Source organism: Azospirillum sp. UENF 112521 (genome assembly GCF_058780665.1).
On the sequence record NZ_JBSNCI010000002.1, the window covers coordinates 1000984 to 1015766 of the forward strand.

A 14783-nucleotide genomic window follows, 5' to 3' on the forward strand; every position below is an offset into this window, starting at 1 on the left:
CGCCGCTCCCCGCCCCCCTCACGCCGCCCGGATTTTCCCGATGAAGTCGGCGACGTCGCTGCGCAGCCCGTCGGCGTTGCGCTTCAGCGCGTCGGCCATCGACAGCACCTCCTTCGCCATGGCGCCGGCCCGGCTGGCCTCGGTGCCGACCAGGGAGGCGTTGTGCGACACCCGGTCGGTGCCGTCGGCGGCCTGCCGGACGTTGCGGCCGATCTCCGCGGTGGCGGCGTTCTGCTCCTCCACGGCGGCGGCGACCGCGGAGATGTTTTCCTCGATGTGGGTGACAATGCCGCCGATGTCGTCGATGGCGCTGACGGTGTGGCCGGTCGCCGCCTGGATTTCGGCCACCTTGGCGGTGATGTCCTCGGTCGCCTTCGCCGTCTGGTTGGCGAGGTTCTTCACCTCCTGCGCCACCACCGCGAAGCCCTTGCCGGCCCCGCCCGCGCGGGCGGCCTCGATGGTGGCGTTGAGGGCGAGAAGGTTGGTCTGGCTGGCGATGTCGGTGATCATCCGCACGATCTCGCCCACCTGCTGGGCGGCGCCGCTGAGATCGGCGATGACGTCGGCGGTGCGCCGGACGTCGCCGACCGCCCGCTCCGCCATCTCGGTCGAGCCCGCCATCTGGCGTCCGATCTCGGCGATGGAGGCGGTCAGCTCCTCCGCCGCGGCGGCGACGGCCTGGACATTGTCGGATGCCCCTTCGGACGCGCGGGCGACGGAGAGGACATGGACTTCGGTCTCCGAGGCGATGTGGCTCATCTGCTGGGCATTGCCGCGCAGGCCGGTGGCAGCACCCGCCAGTTGCTCCGCGACCATTTCGATGTGGCGGTCGAACGCATCGACCAGCTGCTCCAGCCGCTCGGCCTCGCGCAGCCGGTCCTCCTGGTGCTGCCGCTGCTCCGCGGCGAGCCGGTCGGCTTCGGCGAGGCTGAGGCGGAACTGGTCGAGGCTGCGCGCCATGGCGCCCAGCTCGTCGGCGCGTCCGGCACCGTGGATGGTCAGTTCGCGCTCGCCGGCTTCCAGCCGCGCCATGTCGCCGTTCAGGCGGGCGATGGGCCGGGTGATGTTGCGGGCGACCAGGACGGCGATCAGCGTCATGGTCACCAGCAGGATCGCCAGACCGGCGGCCATGCCGACCAGCCGGTTCATCAACTCCTGCGCATCGAGGGTGGCAAGCCCGATCAGGTCGTCGGCCACCCGGGTCTCGACGCTGCGCAGCATGTCGATGGCGATGGTGATGGTGTCGAACCATTTCCCGGCATCGATCCGCTCGCCCGCGGCGCCATAGGCCGAGGCGATGCCGGTCCGCCGCATCCGCTCCACCTCCGCGATGGCCGGTCCGGCGACGGTCCGGTCGAAATAGCCGGCCTGCTCGGCGGTCAGCTTGTTCTTCAGCCCGCCCATCAGCGCCTTGTATTCGCCCGACAGCTCGATGAAGCGTTCATGCGCGTCGATGGGGAAACGGTCCTTGCGGAAGGCGCCGCCGCCGACCGCACGCTGCTGGCCCAGCCGCTCCTTCGCCTCCGACAGGGAGACCAGGGCATCGGCGGCGCGCAGCTGGTCGCTGCCGTCGGACAGGGACCGGGCCTGCCCGGCGGCGTCGAGCAGCCTGCGGATCACGGCGGTGTAGCTCGCCACCACCTCCATCGAGGATTGCGCCATGCCGTCGACGCCGGTGCGCAGGCCGGACAGCTGCGACAGTGCGTCGCGGGCGCCGCCGATCGCCGCGGCTACCCGGGAATCGCGGACCCGGGCCCCGGCGATGTCCTGGGCCAGCTCGGCCATCCGGGCGTCGGCGGCGGTCCGCACCGTCTCCAGGCGCTTGCGGTCTTCGGCGAGCTTGCCGGCGAGGAAGATGGAGGAGGAGCCGCGTTCCTTCTGAAGCTCGTGCACGAGGCTGGTCATGCCGACCGACAGGCGGGTTACGGAGGCGAGATCGGACGCCCGGCGGCTCGCTTCGACCTGTTCCCACACCAGCAGCGACGACAGCACGACCACGCCCGCAATCGGGACCGACAGGGCAAGCGCCATCTTGCGTGAAAAGCGCATGTCGCCGAGCAGCCGATCTGCGACCTTCAAAAGCGAAACCATCTTACGACTCCAACAGCCTTCACCGATGCGGCATGGCTACGAAAGTGCCAAGCCGAAGGTATGAAATCTAATGGGTTAAAGCACAGTTAGGTTTAACCACGACGTTGGTAGGGAGATTGTTAAGTCACTCCATCACCGCGTCTCACGGGGCCGTCGCGGCCAAAGCGCCGTGCCGGACGGTCCGAACACGAAATTTGCCTCGCTTCCGTCGCGTCAGGGCGGTAGAACGTCAGTCCCGGTCCGCAGGTCTCTTGGGTTCGTGGCGTGACCGGAGCGGTCTTCCGGAGCGTCCATGTCCAACACCGAATTCCATCGCATCAAGCGCCTGCCGCCCTACGTCTTCGCCGAAGTGAACGCGATGAAGGCGCGAGCTAGGGCCAACGGCGCCGACATCATCGACCTCGGCATGGGCAATCCCGACCAGGCGACCCCGCAGCACATCGTCGACAAGCTGGTCGAGGCCGTGCGCGATCCGAAGACGCACCGCTACTCGAACTCCCGCGGCATCCCCGGCCTGCGCAAGGCCCATGCCGCCTATTACAAGCGCCGCTTCAACGTCGACGTCGATCCCGAGACCGAGTGCATCGTCACCATCGGCTCGAAGGAAGGTCTGGCGAACCTCGCCCAGGCGATCACCAGCCCCGGCGACATCATCCTGGTGCCGAATCCCTCATACCCGATCCATCCGTTCGGCTTCATCCTGGCCGGCGCCTCGGTGCGCCACCTGCCGGTGGGCATGGAGAACGGGGCGTCGACCGACATCGACAGCTTCATGATCATGCTGGAGCGCGCCGTGCGCCACAGCGTGCCGAAGCCGCTGGCGCTGGTGCTGAACTACCCGTCGAACCCGACGGCCGAGGTGGTCGGGCTGGACTTCTACCGTCCGATCGTCGAGTTCTGCCGCAAGCACGGCATCTACATCCTGTCCGATCTGGCCTATGCCGAGATCTTCTTCGACAACGACCCGCCGCCCTCGATCCTCGAGATCCCGGAAGCGCGCGAGATCGCCGTCGAGTTCACCTCGATGTCGAAGACCTATTCGATGGCCGGCTGGCGCATCGGCTTCGCCACCGGCAACAAGACGCTGATCACGGCGCTGGCCCGCATCAAGTCGTACCTCGACTACGGTGCCTTCACGCCGATCCAGGTCGCCGCTGCCGCCGCGCTGAACGGTCCGCAGGACTGCGTGCAGCAGGTGCGCGACATGTACAAGCAGCGCCGCGACGTGATGATCGAGGGGCTGGCCGCCGCCGGCTGGGAGGTTCCCAGCCCGAAGGCGTCGATGTTCGCCTGGGCGCCGATCCCGCCGCAGTTCGCCCATCTGGGCTCGCTGGAATTCTCCAAGCTGCTGCTGCAGCAGGCGGAGGTCGCGGTGGCGCCCGGCATCGGCTTCGGCGAATACGGCGACGGCCATGTCCGTCTGGCGATGGTGGAGAACGTCCACCGCATCCGCCAGGCGACCCGCAACATCAAGGAGTTCTTCCGCTCCAACGCCGGCGGCGTTGCGGCGAGCAAGGACCCGGTGGCCCGCGCCGCCCTTCTGGAATCCGAGAAAGCGAAAGCCTGATGCCGAACGCCCAGCAAGCCCCCCTGAAAATCGCCGTCGCCGGCCTAGGTACGGTCGGTGCCGGCGTCCTGAAGCTGCTGGAAACGCAAGGCTCGCTGATCGAACAGCGCTGCGGCCGCCGGATCGAGGTGGTCGCGGTCAGCGCGCGCTCGAAGGGCAAGGACCGCGGCGTCGATCTGTCGCGCGTCCAGTGGTTCGACGATCCCGTCGCGATGGCCGCCGAGGCCGGCGCCGATCTGGTGGTGGAGCTGATCGGCGGGTCGGAAGGCCCGGCGCGCGACACCGTCGCCACGGCGCTGGAGACCGGCAAGCATGTGGTCACCGCCAACAAGGCGCTGCTGGCCGTCCACGGCACCGAGATCGCCCGGAAGGCCGAATCGCGCGGCCTGACCGTCGCCTTCGAGGCGGCGGTCGCCGGCGGCATCCCGATCATCAAGGGGCTGCGCGAGGGTCTTGCCGGCAACGCCGTGTCGGAAATCCACGGCATCCTCAACGGCACCTGCAACTACATCCTGACGGAGATGCGGACCACCGGCCGCGACTTCGCCGATGTGCTGGCCGATGCCCAGGCTCTGGGATATGCCGAGGCCGACCCCAGCTTCGACATCGACGGCATCGACGCCGCGCACAAGCTGGCGATCCTGGCGTCGGTCGCCTTCGGCACGCCGGTCGATTTCTCCTCGGTCTATGTCGAGGGCATCCGGCAGGTGTCGGCGGTCGATTTCGACTATGCCGACCAGCTGGGCTTCCGCATCAAGCTGCTGGGCATCGCGCGGCGCACCGAAGCGGGCGTCGAGCAGCGCGTCCATCCCTGCATGGTGCCGGTGGCCGCCCCCATCGCGTCGGTGGACGGCGTGTTCAACGCCGTGGTGGCTCAGGCCGACTTCGCCGACCGGGTGCTGTTCGTCGGCCGCGGCGCCGGCGCCGGCCCGACCGCCTCGGCGGTGGTCGCCGACCTGATCGACATCGCCCGCGGGCGGTCTACGCCCACCTTCGGCGTTCCGGCCGATCGGCTGGGTGCGGCAACCCCCTCGCCGATGGAAGCGCGCCGCGGGTCGTACTACGTCCGCCTGATGGTCGTGGACCGTCCCGGTGTGATAGCGGATATCGCAGCGGCGATGCGCGACCAGAACGTCTCCATGGAGCAGTTCCTGCAGCGCGGCCGCTCGCCGGGCGAAGGCGTTCCGGTGGTCCTGACCACCCATGACACCGACGAGGCGGCCATGCAGCGCGCGCTTGCGACCATCGCGGCCAGCGACAGCGTGCTGGAGCCGCCGCGGATGATCCGGATCGAGCAGTTCTGACCAGGGCAGTTCTGATCGGGACCGTTTCCCACAATAACCAAGCACAGCCTGACCAAACACAGCCTGATACGACCGAAGAGTTGGGGGAGCACACGATGTCTACGCCGTCTACGCATGTCGACCTGTCCCACATGGACCGCAACCTCGCGCTGGAGGCCGTCCGCGTGACCGAGGCCGCCGCTCTGTCGGCCTCGCTGCTGATGGGTCGCGGCGACGAGAAGCTGGCCGACCAGGCCGCGGTCGACGCCATGCGCCAGGCGCTCAACACGCTCTACATCGACGGCACCGTCGTGATCGGCGAGGGTGAGCGCGACGAGGCCCCGATGCTGTACATCGGCGAGAAGGTCGGTGCCGGCATCGGCTCCGGCCCGAAGGTCGACATCGCGCTCGACCCGCTGGAAGGCACCACCATCTGCGCCACCGGCGGCCCGAACTCGCTGGCCGTGATCGCCATGGCGGAGGAGGGCGGCTTCCTGAACGCCCCCGACGTCTACATGGACAAGATCGCCGTCGGTGCCGGCCTGCCGGACAATGTCGTCGACCTGGACGAGACCCCGGCCAACAACCTGAAGGCGCTGGCCGCCGCCAAGGGCACCGAGGTGCAGGAGCTGCTGGTCTGCATCCTGAACCGTCCGCGCCACGCCGAGCTGATCGCCCGCGTCCGTGAAGCCGGCGCCCGCATCATGCTGATCAACGACGGCGACGTGTCGGGCGTCATCGCCACCAGCCAGGCCGGCACCGGCGTCGACATGTATGTCGGCTCCGGCGGTGCGCCGGAAGGCGTGCTGGCCGCTGCCGCGCTGCGCTGCATCGGCGGCCAGTTCCAGGGCCGTCTGCTGTTCCGCAACGACGACGAGAAGGCCCGCGCCGCCAAGTGGGGCGTCACCGACCTCGACAAGAAGTACAGCCTGCACGAGCTGGCGCGCGGCAACGTCATGTTCGCCGCCACCGGCGTGACCGACGGCGCCATGCTGAAGGGTGTCCGCCGCGTTCCGGGCGGTGCCTACACCCACTCGGTCATCATGCGCTCCAAGTCGGGCACCGTCCGCTACATCGAGGCGCACCACAACCTGTCGCGCAAGGTCAGCGTGAAGTAAGGTTTTTGCCGCCGGTCCCTTGCGGGGCCGGATGCTGTGGGAAAGGGCGCGCGGGATTGTCTCCCGCGCGCCCTTCTCTTTGCCGCCTTCCGAAAGGACGGTTACGGCTTGTTGCTGGCGGTCGTCTGCGCCGCGGCCGGATAGACGCCCAGTGTGTTCCACAGAGCCGAGCAGTTGCCGGCCTGATCCATGCCGGAGATCGGCGTCGTCTTCGCAGACGTCCGGCTGTTGAAGAGGTTCAAGACGCCGGTGGGGGTATAGGCGGTCAGTCCGGCCGGGGCCGCCGGGTTCTTGGCGAAGCTTGCCCAGGTCGAGGTCATCGTGCCGGCCAGCGCGGCGTCCGCCTGGGGCGGGTTGGCGAACAGGATGCCCAGCGTGCTGAACACGTAGGGCAGCTCGTTGGCATGGCAGACATTGCCGTTGCTCGGCGCGCAGGCCGCGACCGGCTGGCCCGACGCCGTCTTGTAGAGGTCGAAGATCGGCTGCTGACTGAACAGGTAGCCATAGATCGGCGAGGTGCCCTTGGTGTTGGCGATCTGGCCATAGGCCTGTCCGGCCATCCACAGGTTCGCGCAGTGGAAGGCGAAGTCGTCTATCAGCAGATCGGTCGTCTGCGCCGTTCCGTTGGTGATCTTGTCCAGGCCGTAATAGGTCGGCGGGTTGGCGGCCGGCGCCACATAGGGCTTCTGGCCGGCACTGTTCTGGTAAGCGGCGATTGCGGTCCGCGCGGTGGTGTCCGGGATCGCCTTGGCCAGGATCTTGTTGTATTCCGCCGGCAGATAGGGGCCGGGGATTGCGGCGGCGATCATCGCGGCGAAGACGGCGCCTTCATCGGCATTGACGCCGAACAGGAAGGGCTTCTGCGGCATGCCGGTGGCGAAGCCGGCGATCGGCTGGGCGACGACGTCCTTGCCGTCGACGGTCGGCGCCCAGGGCAGGGAGTCGGCCAGCGCCCCGGCCGCCGGAACGGGGCCTCCGCCGCCGTTGCCGTTGCCGATTCCCAGATTGAGGAAGTCGGCCTGCGCCTTCTGGATGGTGTCGGGCGACAGGCTCTGCAACCATTCCATGTTGCCCGGACAGCTCAGCAGATGGAGCGTCTTGGTGCACAGCCAGCGGATGAAGTTGGTGCCCTGGCTCTGGGTGTCGGCCAGGGTGCGATACAGCGATCCGATGGGGTTGCTTTCCATGATCGCCGCCTGGAACAGCGGGGCGCTGGCCGGAGAGGCGAAGAGATGCAGCCCGGTGGACATCGCGCCGGCGCTCTCTCCGAACAGCGTGACCTGCGTCGGATCGCCGCCGAAGCGGGCGATGTTGGACTGGACCCAGAGCAGGGCGTTGCGCTGGTCGTCGAGACCGAAATTGCCGTTGATGTCGACGGTCGGCGCATCCTTCTTGCCGGTCGCCGGCACTTGTGCGGCCATGAAGCCCAGCGCACCCAGCCGGTAGTTCAGCGTGACCACGATGACGCCGTTCTGCGCCAGTGCCGATCCGTTGTAGACCGGCGCGCCGCCCGAGCCGGCGATGAAGGCGCCGCCATGGATGAAGACCATCACCGGCAGCTTGGCCGCCGGGTTGTTCAGCGAGGCCGTGGGCGCCCAGACATTCAGATACAGGCAGTCCTCGCCGGTCGCCGGCGGCTGGGCGTCCCAGGCCGGCAGCTTCTGGATGCATTGATTCTGCACGTTCACCGCCTGCATGGCGGGCGCGGGCGGCCAGCTTGCCGGCGCGCTGGGCATCCAGCGGTTCGGCGGCACCGGCTGGTTCGCCACATAGGGAATGCCGAGATAGGAGGCGATACCCCCCGTCCCCTGGCTGCCGCAGAGTGCCGCGGTCGATTTCGCATTGTCGGCCCAGACCGTCGTCGGGTCGGACGAGGTGCAGGCGGGGGCGGCCGGCGGTTGGGGGTTCGGCGTTGCCGGCTTGGGGGAAGCCGCCCAGGCCGACCCCGTGACCGATGCGGCAAGGAGGGGAAGGGCAAGCATGCCGGCGAAAAATGCACTCAAAGGTTTCTTATTGCGGACCATCTGCATTGAGCTAATCCTCTAAAGTAGAAATAATGACGCTATACTATCGGTAATTTCGGATGATTTCTATCCGATGGGAGGATTGCGGGAACATTTTCCCGCAGTTTGTCCATGAATTGCCGGATCGCGGCGCGGCGAAGCCTGCGGTCCGCAGGAAATTCCGGCCCATCGAATCCGTGCAGGTCTGCCGCCGCAGGACCGCAGAGGGTTGTCCGTTGATTTCGCGGGTGCGAAAGGCAAAATAGGACCATGTAATCAGCGCCAAGCGCAGGAGATCAACATGGCCTACTCTTCGATGCAGTCTTCGTCCGGTGAATTGTTTGCGACCGGAACAAAAGAAATCACCCTCTTCCAGCGTGTCGTTCATTGGGTCCACGAACGGATTGAACTTCACCGCGCGGAAAGTGAGCTGAACCACATGTCCGACTCCGAACTGTCCGACATCGGACTGACCCGCGGCGAAATCCACATGGCCGTCCGCCGCAGCATCTGAGTCGGCGTCCGGCACGGTCTCGCGTACCGGAAAAAGCGGATATCGAAAGGTTTGCCCACAGCGTCCGGCGCGAGGCGGCCAATCGAGTCCCGAATGCGGAAAGCCCCGGACAATGCCGGGGCTTTCGCATATGAACCTCCATTAACCTTTTCTTCATGGACCCTGCCCATGCGACGCATATGCCTGGGAAGGGTTGCGCGCTGCAGCATTATTATGGTTAATGCATTTTAACATTACCCCCGGTTCTGTTCTAAAATGGAAACGGGGCGCCTTCGGGAACCCCAATCCTCCGTGAGAGCCGTGGTCGAAGCATGAGTCTCATTCATCGCCTTCAGTCGCTGGAAGCGGAGCGCGATGCCGCCCGGGAGGAAGCCGAGCGCGCCAATCTCGCCAAGTCGAAGTTCCTCGCTGCCGCCAGCCACGACCTCCGTCAGCCGCTCCAGGCTTTGTTCTTCCTGTCCGCAGCCCTTGCCCGCCATGTCGGCGACCACAGCGGCCGCGATCTGCTGTCCCGGCTCGACCAGGGGCTCGACACCATGAAGGGCCTGCTGGACGGGCTGCTGGAGGTGTCGCGCCTGGAAGCGGGGGTGGTGACGCCGGTCCTCGACACCTTCGACGTCGGCGAGCTGACCGACGCGCTCGACGCCGCCTATGGCGAGCAGGCGACCGCCAAGGGGCTGGTCTGGCGGGTGGAGAGCTGCGAGGCGGTGCTGCGCAGCGACCGCGGGCTGCTGATGCAGCTGTTGCGCAATCTGGTCGACAATGCGCTGCGCTACACCGATGCCGGGGCGATCCGCATCCGCTGCCGCATCGATGCCGGGCCGGACGGCGACCGGCTGGCCATCGAGGTTCAGGACACCGGCATCGGCATCCCGCCCGAACATCTCGACCGCATCTTCGAGGAATTCCATCAGGTCGGCAATCCGGAGCGCGACCGGCTGCGCGGGCTCGGGCTCGGGCTCGCCATCGTGCGGCGGCTGTCGCAGCTGCTCGACCATCCGGTCGAGGTGCGGTCGGTGCACGGGCAGGGATCGGCCTTCCGCGTCCTGGTGCCGCTGGCGCCGGCCCGCTTTCTCGCCGGCCGGGCAGGGGGGCCGGAGCGGCCGCCGTCCATCGACCGCCCGCGCCTTGCCGTGCTGGTCGATGACGACGCGGTTGTGCTGCTGGGCTTGCAGACGGTGCTGACCGAATGGGGGTTCCGCGTCGTCGCCGCCGACAGCGCCGACCGGGCGATGGACCGGCTGGAGTCGCTGGGACGGGTGCCGGACATCGTCATCGCCGATTACCGACTGCGCGAGGGGCGGGTCGGCACCGAGGTGATCCGCCGGGTGCGCGCCCGCTACGGTGCGGAGGTTCCCGCCCTGATCCTGACCGGGGAGACCGGCGCCGACACGCTGGCCGACGCCTCGGCCCATGGCGTGGCGATCCTGCACAAGCCGGTGACCCCGCGCCAGCTCCAGGCCGAGGTCGACCGCCAGCTGCGGATCAAGCGCGTGAACGGCATCGCGCAGGCGGCGCAGTAGCTCCGCTCAAGCAGCGCCTTAAATAGCAGCCCCTTAAATCAGCGCACCCTGCCGCGCATCGGCCTCCGCCTTGTCGGCAGGGGCGACATCGCCGTGCTCATGCCCGCCCAGCGCGGTGCGGCCGGCCTCGGTCAGGCGGCAGACCAGCCAGTCCGGCTTCAGCGGATTGTCGAACCAGCGCTCCGCCCATCCCGACTTCAGGCAGGCGTCCACCGTCGGCTTCTTCACGCGCTGCCCGCGCTCGTCGAACAGCGGCAGCTTGCCGCCCGGCTGGTCCAGACCGCGGCGCAGCCATGCCCCCTGAACATCGGACGGGGTGCTGCGGGACGGGGAACGGCGGGGCTTTGCCATGGGACGGGCTGCTCTTGCGGATACGGGAACGGACAGGAAAATCGCCGGCCCCGGCGGGGGCTGTGGCAAAGTGCGGGCATCCTACGCCAAAGCGCGGGGCAGGTGCATCGAAAAGGAGGGAGCCTTCCCCATGCCGGGAACCCGGCCTGTCCCGGCCTGTCCCGGCTGGCTGCGGGCGGGGACGGACCGAGGCGCCGCAATACAGGAATATCCAAACAGAGCCTTGACGCCGATCAAAGGCAGGGGTTGCAGTTGGCGATAGGAAGGGCGCGGGCCCGACCGCCGCTCGAATGGCGCTCCTCATCCCGGCCCGTTCAACAAGGACATCGAGATCATGGACGATTGCTCCGCACACGGCCCCATTCCCCTGTCGCTGGACGAGGCGGTCGCCCGCGTCGCACGGGGCTATGGCGCGGTGACCGGGACGGAGGAGGTGCCGCTGCGCCGGGCGCTCGGCCGCGTTCTGGCGGAAGAGGTGGTGGCGCCGGTCAACGTGCCGCCGGCCGACGTCTCGGCCATGGACGGCTGGGCCTTTCCCGCCGAGGCGGGGGAGGGCTTCCGGCGGCTGGACGTCGTCGGGCGGGTTCCGGCGGGATCGACCTTCGACGGCACGGTCGCGGCAGGGCAGGCGGTGCGCATCTTCACCGGCGCGCCGGTCCCGGCCGGGGTCGACACCGTGGCGATGCAGGAGGATTGCCGGACCGACGGCGACGCCGTGCTGGTCCCGGCATCGCTGAAGCGCGGCTCCAACATCCGGCTGGCGGGGGAGGACATGACCGCCGGTGCGGTGGTTCTGCAAACCGGCCAGCGCCTGCGCGCGCAGGAGGTCGGGCTCGCCGCCGCGGTCGGCCGCTCCACCCTGACGGTGCGCAAGCGGCTGACCGTCGTGCTGTTCTCCACCGGCGACGAGCTGCGCGAGCCGGGGACGCCCAAGCCGGACCACGCCATCTATGACGCCAACCGCTACACGCTGGCCGCCCAGCTCGACGCGCTGGGGGTGGAGGTGCGCGACCTCGGCATCCTGCCCGACCGGCCGGACGCCACCCGCGCCGCACTGGCCGAGGCCGCCGGCACCGCCGACCTGATCGTCACCAGCGGCGGCGTGTCGGTCGGCGAGGAGGACCATGTCAAGGCGGCGGTCAATGCGCTGGGCTCCATCGACCTGTGGACGCTGGCGATCAAGCCGGGCAAGCCGCTGGCGCTCGGCCGGGTGGGCGACACGCCCTTCCTGGGGCTGCCCGGCAATCCGGTGTCGGCGATGGTGACCTTCCTGCTGGTCGGCCGCCCGCTGGTCCTGCGCCTGTCGGGGGCCAGCGGCATCGCCACGCCGCGCAGCCTGGTGGTCGCCGACTTCACCTTCACCAAGAAGCCCGGCCGCCGCGAGTTCCTGCGCGCCCGGCTGGAGCGCGGCGCGGACGGCCGCCCGGTCGCGGTGAAGTTCCCCAGCAACAGCTCCGGCGTGCTGACCTCGATGGTCGAAGCCGACGGGCTGGTCGACATGCCGGCCGAGGCCACGGCGGTGCGGCCCGGCGATCTTGTCGATTTCCTGCCCTTCACCGGCCTGTTCGCGTGACGCTGGAGCAGCTGCGCATCTTCGCCACGGTGGCGGAGATGCTGCACTTCACCCGTGCCGCCGAGGTTCTGCACCTGTCGCAGCCGGCGGTCAGCGCCGCCATCGCCGCGCTGGAGGCCGAGCATGGCCTGCGCCTGTTCGACCGCATCGGCCGCCGGGTGGAGCTGACCGCCGCCGGCGACCTGCTGCACGCCCAGGCCCGCGCCATCCTGGCGAAGGTGGAGGAGGCCGGCACGATGCTGGCCGAGCTGTCCGGCCTGTCGCGCGGGGCGCTGCGGCTGGCGGCGAGCCAGACGGTCGGCAACCATTGGCTGGCGCCGCGGCTGCTGCGCTTCGCCGCGGCCTATCCCGGCATCCGGGTCGATCTGTCCATCGGCAACACCGAACAGGTGGCCGAGGCGGTGCGCGACGGCCGCGCCGAGCTTGGCATCGCCGAGGGGGCCGTGAGCGATTCGGCGCTGGTCAGCGAACCGATCGAAGGCGACCGGCTGCGGCTGGTGGTCGGCGCCGGCCATCCCTGGGCCGGGCTGGGCCGGGTCGGGCGCGAGGAGATGGCGGCCGGGCGCTGGATCCAGCGCGAACCCGGATCCGGCACCCGCGCGCTGTTCGAGGCGGCGATGCGCGGGGTGGGGCTGGCGCCCGACGCGCTCGACGTGGCGATGACGCTGCCCGGCGGCGGGGTGATCCGGGCGGCGCTGCTGGCCGGCGTCGGGGCCAGCGTGCTGTCCGACCTGATCGTCGCCGAGGATCTGGCGGCGGGGCGGATCGTGGCGCTGGATGGGCTGGACCTGCCGGCCCGGCCCTTCCACCTGCTGCGGCACCGCGACCGTTACCGCAGCATCGCCGAGCGGGCGTTCGTGCGCAGCGCGCTGGACGCCGGACAGGCCCCGGCGTCCAATTGACGGTCGTGCCTCAGGCCATCCGCAGGGCGCGGGTCCCGTAACCGGCCAGCTCGACGGCAGCGAATGCCAGCATCGAAACACCCACCATCGGGAAGAACAGGCCGCCTGCAAGCGCGATGACGATCAGCCCCTTCGGCACGGGCCGGCCCGCCGGCAGGCGCGGCGCGCCCAGGCTGCCGGCCGGGCGGCGCTTCCACCACATCACGATGCCCGACATCGTCAGCCCCACCATCGCCACCAGGGCCGCGAGCAGCACCAGCTGGTTCGCCAGCCCGAATGCCTGGCCCATATGGATGCCGACCCCCCATTCCGCCAGCCGGCCGAACAGGCCCAAATCCTTCAGCTGCATGTCGAACAGCACCGTGCCGCTGTACTGGTCGAGATGAACGACCCGTTCCCGGCTGACGTCGTCGGGATAGACGGAGGCGGTGAAGACGCCGTCCGGCTTGCCTGGGATGGCGATGGCATAGCCCGGCGCCATGCCCAGCGCCTCGACCGTCCGCACCACGTCGTCCAGCTTGGCGGGCACCCCGGCCGCCGACGTGGACAGCGGCGCCGGCTGGTTCTCGACGATCCAGGGGGCACGGTCGATTGTGTCCTTCAGCGGGACGGTGGAGACCGGGTACTTGTCCCAATAGCCGTCCGGCATGCCCATGCCGACCGCATAGGCGGCGGCGTAGAACTGCTTGCCCCAATAGCCCGACCAGGGCAGTCCGGTCATCGCCAGGAAGACGATGAAGACGCTGACGAAGAGTCCGGTGACGGCATGCAGGTCGCGCCAGAACACGCGCTTGCCCGGCCCTCCGCGCACCGTGACGACACCACCCCTTTGGCCGCCCCTCTGCTGACCGCGCGGCCACCAGAGATAGAGGCCGGAGGCGGTCATCAGCACCATCCAGCCGGCCACCCCCTCGACGACGCGCTCCGCGAACCAGCCGGCATATTGCAGGCTGTGCAGCTTGCGCACGACATACATGGTCGGCGATCCGGCGAAGCCGCCGTCCCACAGGCTGCCCAGCACCCGGCCGTCATAGGGATCGACATAGACGACGTCCTTCAGCCCGTCGGATCCCAGGATCTTCACTTCGGCGGGGCGGTCGGGTGCCGCAGGGGCGCCATAGCCCTTGAGCGTGCCGGGATGGGCTTCCAGCGCCCTGGCGACCAGGGCGGACGGAGCCAGCCGCTCGGTAGCCTGCGGTGTCACGAGGCGCAGCTCGCGGTGCAGCCCGTCGTTGATCTCGTCCTTGAACAGATAGAGGGCGCCGGTCACGCAGAGCAGGATGACGAAGGGGGCGCAGATCAGCCCGGCGAAGAAATGCCAGCGCCACAGCGCACGGTAAAGGGCAGAGCCGATGGCTCCGCCTTGCAGAGTTTGCGTCATGATCGGTCCAGTCGGTCGTCGCGATGCGGGTTCGCCCGGCAGGCGGGCGGCTCAATGCGTCGGATGACGGCCGGATGGCGGGGCTTGCGACTGGAAGGGCTTGAGCGGCTTCGGGCGGTGCGGCTGTTCGGGCTCCGGCACCTCCGCCGGCAGCAGCGGAATCGCCGGCAGGACCAGCATCTGCAACGCCGGCAGCAGGACGAGAAACTGTCCGAGCCAGTTGCAGGGCAGGTGGAGCGGCGGCAGGTCCGGCTTCTCGCTCTGCCCGCCGTCCGGCAGCGGCAGCCCGTCATGGTCCGCCGGCAGATAGACCAGTTCGCTTCCGGTGCAGATCGCGACATAGCCGTCGCGGTCGGCGGCCCCGGCATAGGGTGCGGCAAGGCGAACGAACAGGCTGAGGCTCAGCGCGAGTGCAAGCGCCAGCCCCCACCGTTCCTGCAGCCTGCGGCAATAAACCAGCATCGGTTTCCGTTCGCC

The 14783-nt window shown here is 68.9% G+C and carries 12 protein-coding genes; 6 read left to right on the forward strand and 6 right to left on the reverse strand.

What is annotated here, in order from left to right:
- Positions 1 to 18: 18 nt before the first annotated feature.
- On the reverse strand, positions 19 to 2091 hold the full coding sequence (locus tag ACWPN8_RS07085; protein ID WP_492240319.1) for a methyl-accepting chemotaxis protein: 2073 nt from the start codon (positions 2089 to 2091) through the stop codon (positions 19 to 21).
- Between the two features lie 292 nt (positions 2092 to 2383).
- Between ACWPN8_RS07085 and ACWPN8_RS07090 the strand changes: the two genes are divergently transcribed.
- The 3 genes from ACWPN8_RS07090 (at position 2384) to glpX (ending at position 6059) form a co-directional block, all read left to right on the forward strand.
- Complete coding sequence (locus ACWPN8_RS07090) at positions 2384 to 3658, forward strand: LL-diaminopimelate aminotransferase (RefSeq protein WP_109086512.1); 1275 nt, start codon at positions 2384 to 2386, stop codon at positions 3656 to 3658.
- Positions 3658 to 4962, forward strand: coding sequence for a homoserine dehydrogenase (locus ACWPN8_RS07095; RefSeq protein WP_492240320.1), 1305 nt, complete (start codon positions 3658 to 3660; stop codon positions 4960 to 4962). Before ACWPN8_RS07090 ends, ACWPN8_RS07095 begins: the two co-directional genes overlap by 1 nt.
- A gap of 95 nt (positions 4963 to 5057) precedes the next feature.
- Positions 5058 to 6059, forward strand: a complete 1002-nt coding sequence (gene glpX, locus ACWPN8_RS07100; RefSeq protein ID WP_174471837.1) for a class II fructose-bisphosphatase — start codon at positions 5058 to 5060, stop codon at positions 6057 to 6059.
- A gap of 101 nt (positions 6060 to 6160) precedes the next feature.
- On the opposite strand, the gene ACWPN8_RS07105 is transcribed toward glpX, so the two are convergent.
- Together ACWPN8_RS07105 and ACWPN8_RS07110 are read right to left on the reverse strand one after the other, a co-directional pair.
- On the reverse strand, positions 6161 to 8041 hold the full coding sequence (locus tag ACWPN8_RS07105; protein ID WP_492240321.1) for a carboxylesterase family protein: 1881 nt from the start codon (positions 8039 to 8041) through the stop codon (positions 6161 to 6163).
- A gap of 85 nt (positions 8042 to 8126) precedes the next feature.
- Positions 8127 to 8591, reverse strand: coding sequence for a hypothetical protein (locus tag ACWPN8_RS07110; RefSeq protein ID WP_492240322.1), 465 nt, complete (start codon positions 8589 to 8591; stop codon positions 8127 to 8129).
- A gap of 296 nt (positions 8592 to 8887) precedes the next feature.
- Between ACWPN8_RS07110 and ACWPN8_RS07115 the strand changes: the two genes are divergently transcribed.
- Entirely contained in the window at positions 8888 to 10099 is a 1212-nt protein-coding gene (locus tag ACWPN8_RS07115) for an ATP-binding response regulator (RefSeq protein WP_109452024.1), read from the forward strand.
- A 33-nt stretch (positions 10100 to 10132) separates the two neighbouring features.
- Here the strand turns inward: ACWPN8_RS07115 and ACWPN8_RS07120 are convergent, their stop codons facing one another.
- The gene (locus tag ACWPN8_RS07120) at positions 10133 to 10450 is read right to left on the reverse strand and encodes a hypothetical protein (RefSeq protein WP_492240323.1); all 318 of its coding nucleotides are present in this window, start codon (positions 10448 to 10450) and stop codon (positions 10133 to 10135) included.
- Positions 10451 to 10784: 334 nt separating this feature from the next.
- On the opposite strand from ACWPN8_RS07120, the gene ACWPN8_RS07125 reads away from it, so the two are divergent.
- Positions 10785 to 12023, forward strand: a complete 1239-nt coding sequence (locus ACWPN8_RS07125) for a molybdopterin molybdotransferase MoeA (protein WP_492240324.1) — start codon at positions 10785 to 10787, stop codon at positions 12021 to 12023.
- Entirely contained in the window at positions 12020 to 12925 is a 906-nt protein-coding gene (locus ACWPN8_RS07130; protein ID WP_492240325.1) for a LysR family transcriptional regulator, read from the forward strand. The genes ACWPN8_RS07125 and ACWPN8_RS07130 overlap by 4 nt, the downstream gene beginning before the upstream one ends.
- A gap of 10 nt (positions 12926 to 12935) precedes the next feature.
- On the opposite strand, the gene ACWPN8_RS07135 is transcribed toward ACWPN8_RS07130, so the two are convergent.
- Together ACWPN8_RS07135 and ACWPN8_RS07140 are read right to left on the reverse strand one after the other, a co-directional pair.
- Positions 12936 to 14306: a PepSY-associated TM helix domain-containing protein gene (locus tag ACWPN8_RS07135; RefSeq protein WP_492240326.1), complete on the reverse strand. Its 1371-nt coding sequence runs from the start codon at positions 14304 to 14306 to the stop codon at positions 12936 to 12938.
- 51 nt (positions 14307 to 14357) lie between these two features.
- On the reverse strand, positions 14358 to 14768 hold the full coding sequence (locus ACWPN8_RS07140; protein ID WP_492240327.1) for a hypothetical protein: 411 nt from the start codon (positions 14766 to 14768) through the stop codon (positions 14358 to 14360).
- Positions 14769 to 14783: the final 15 nt, after the last annotated feature.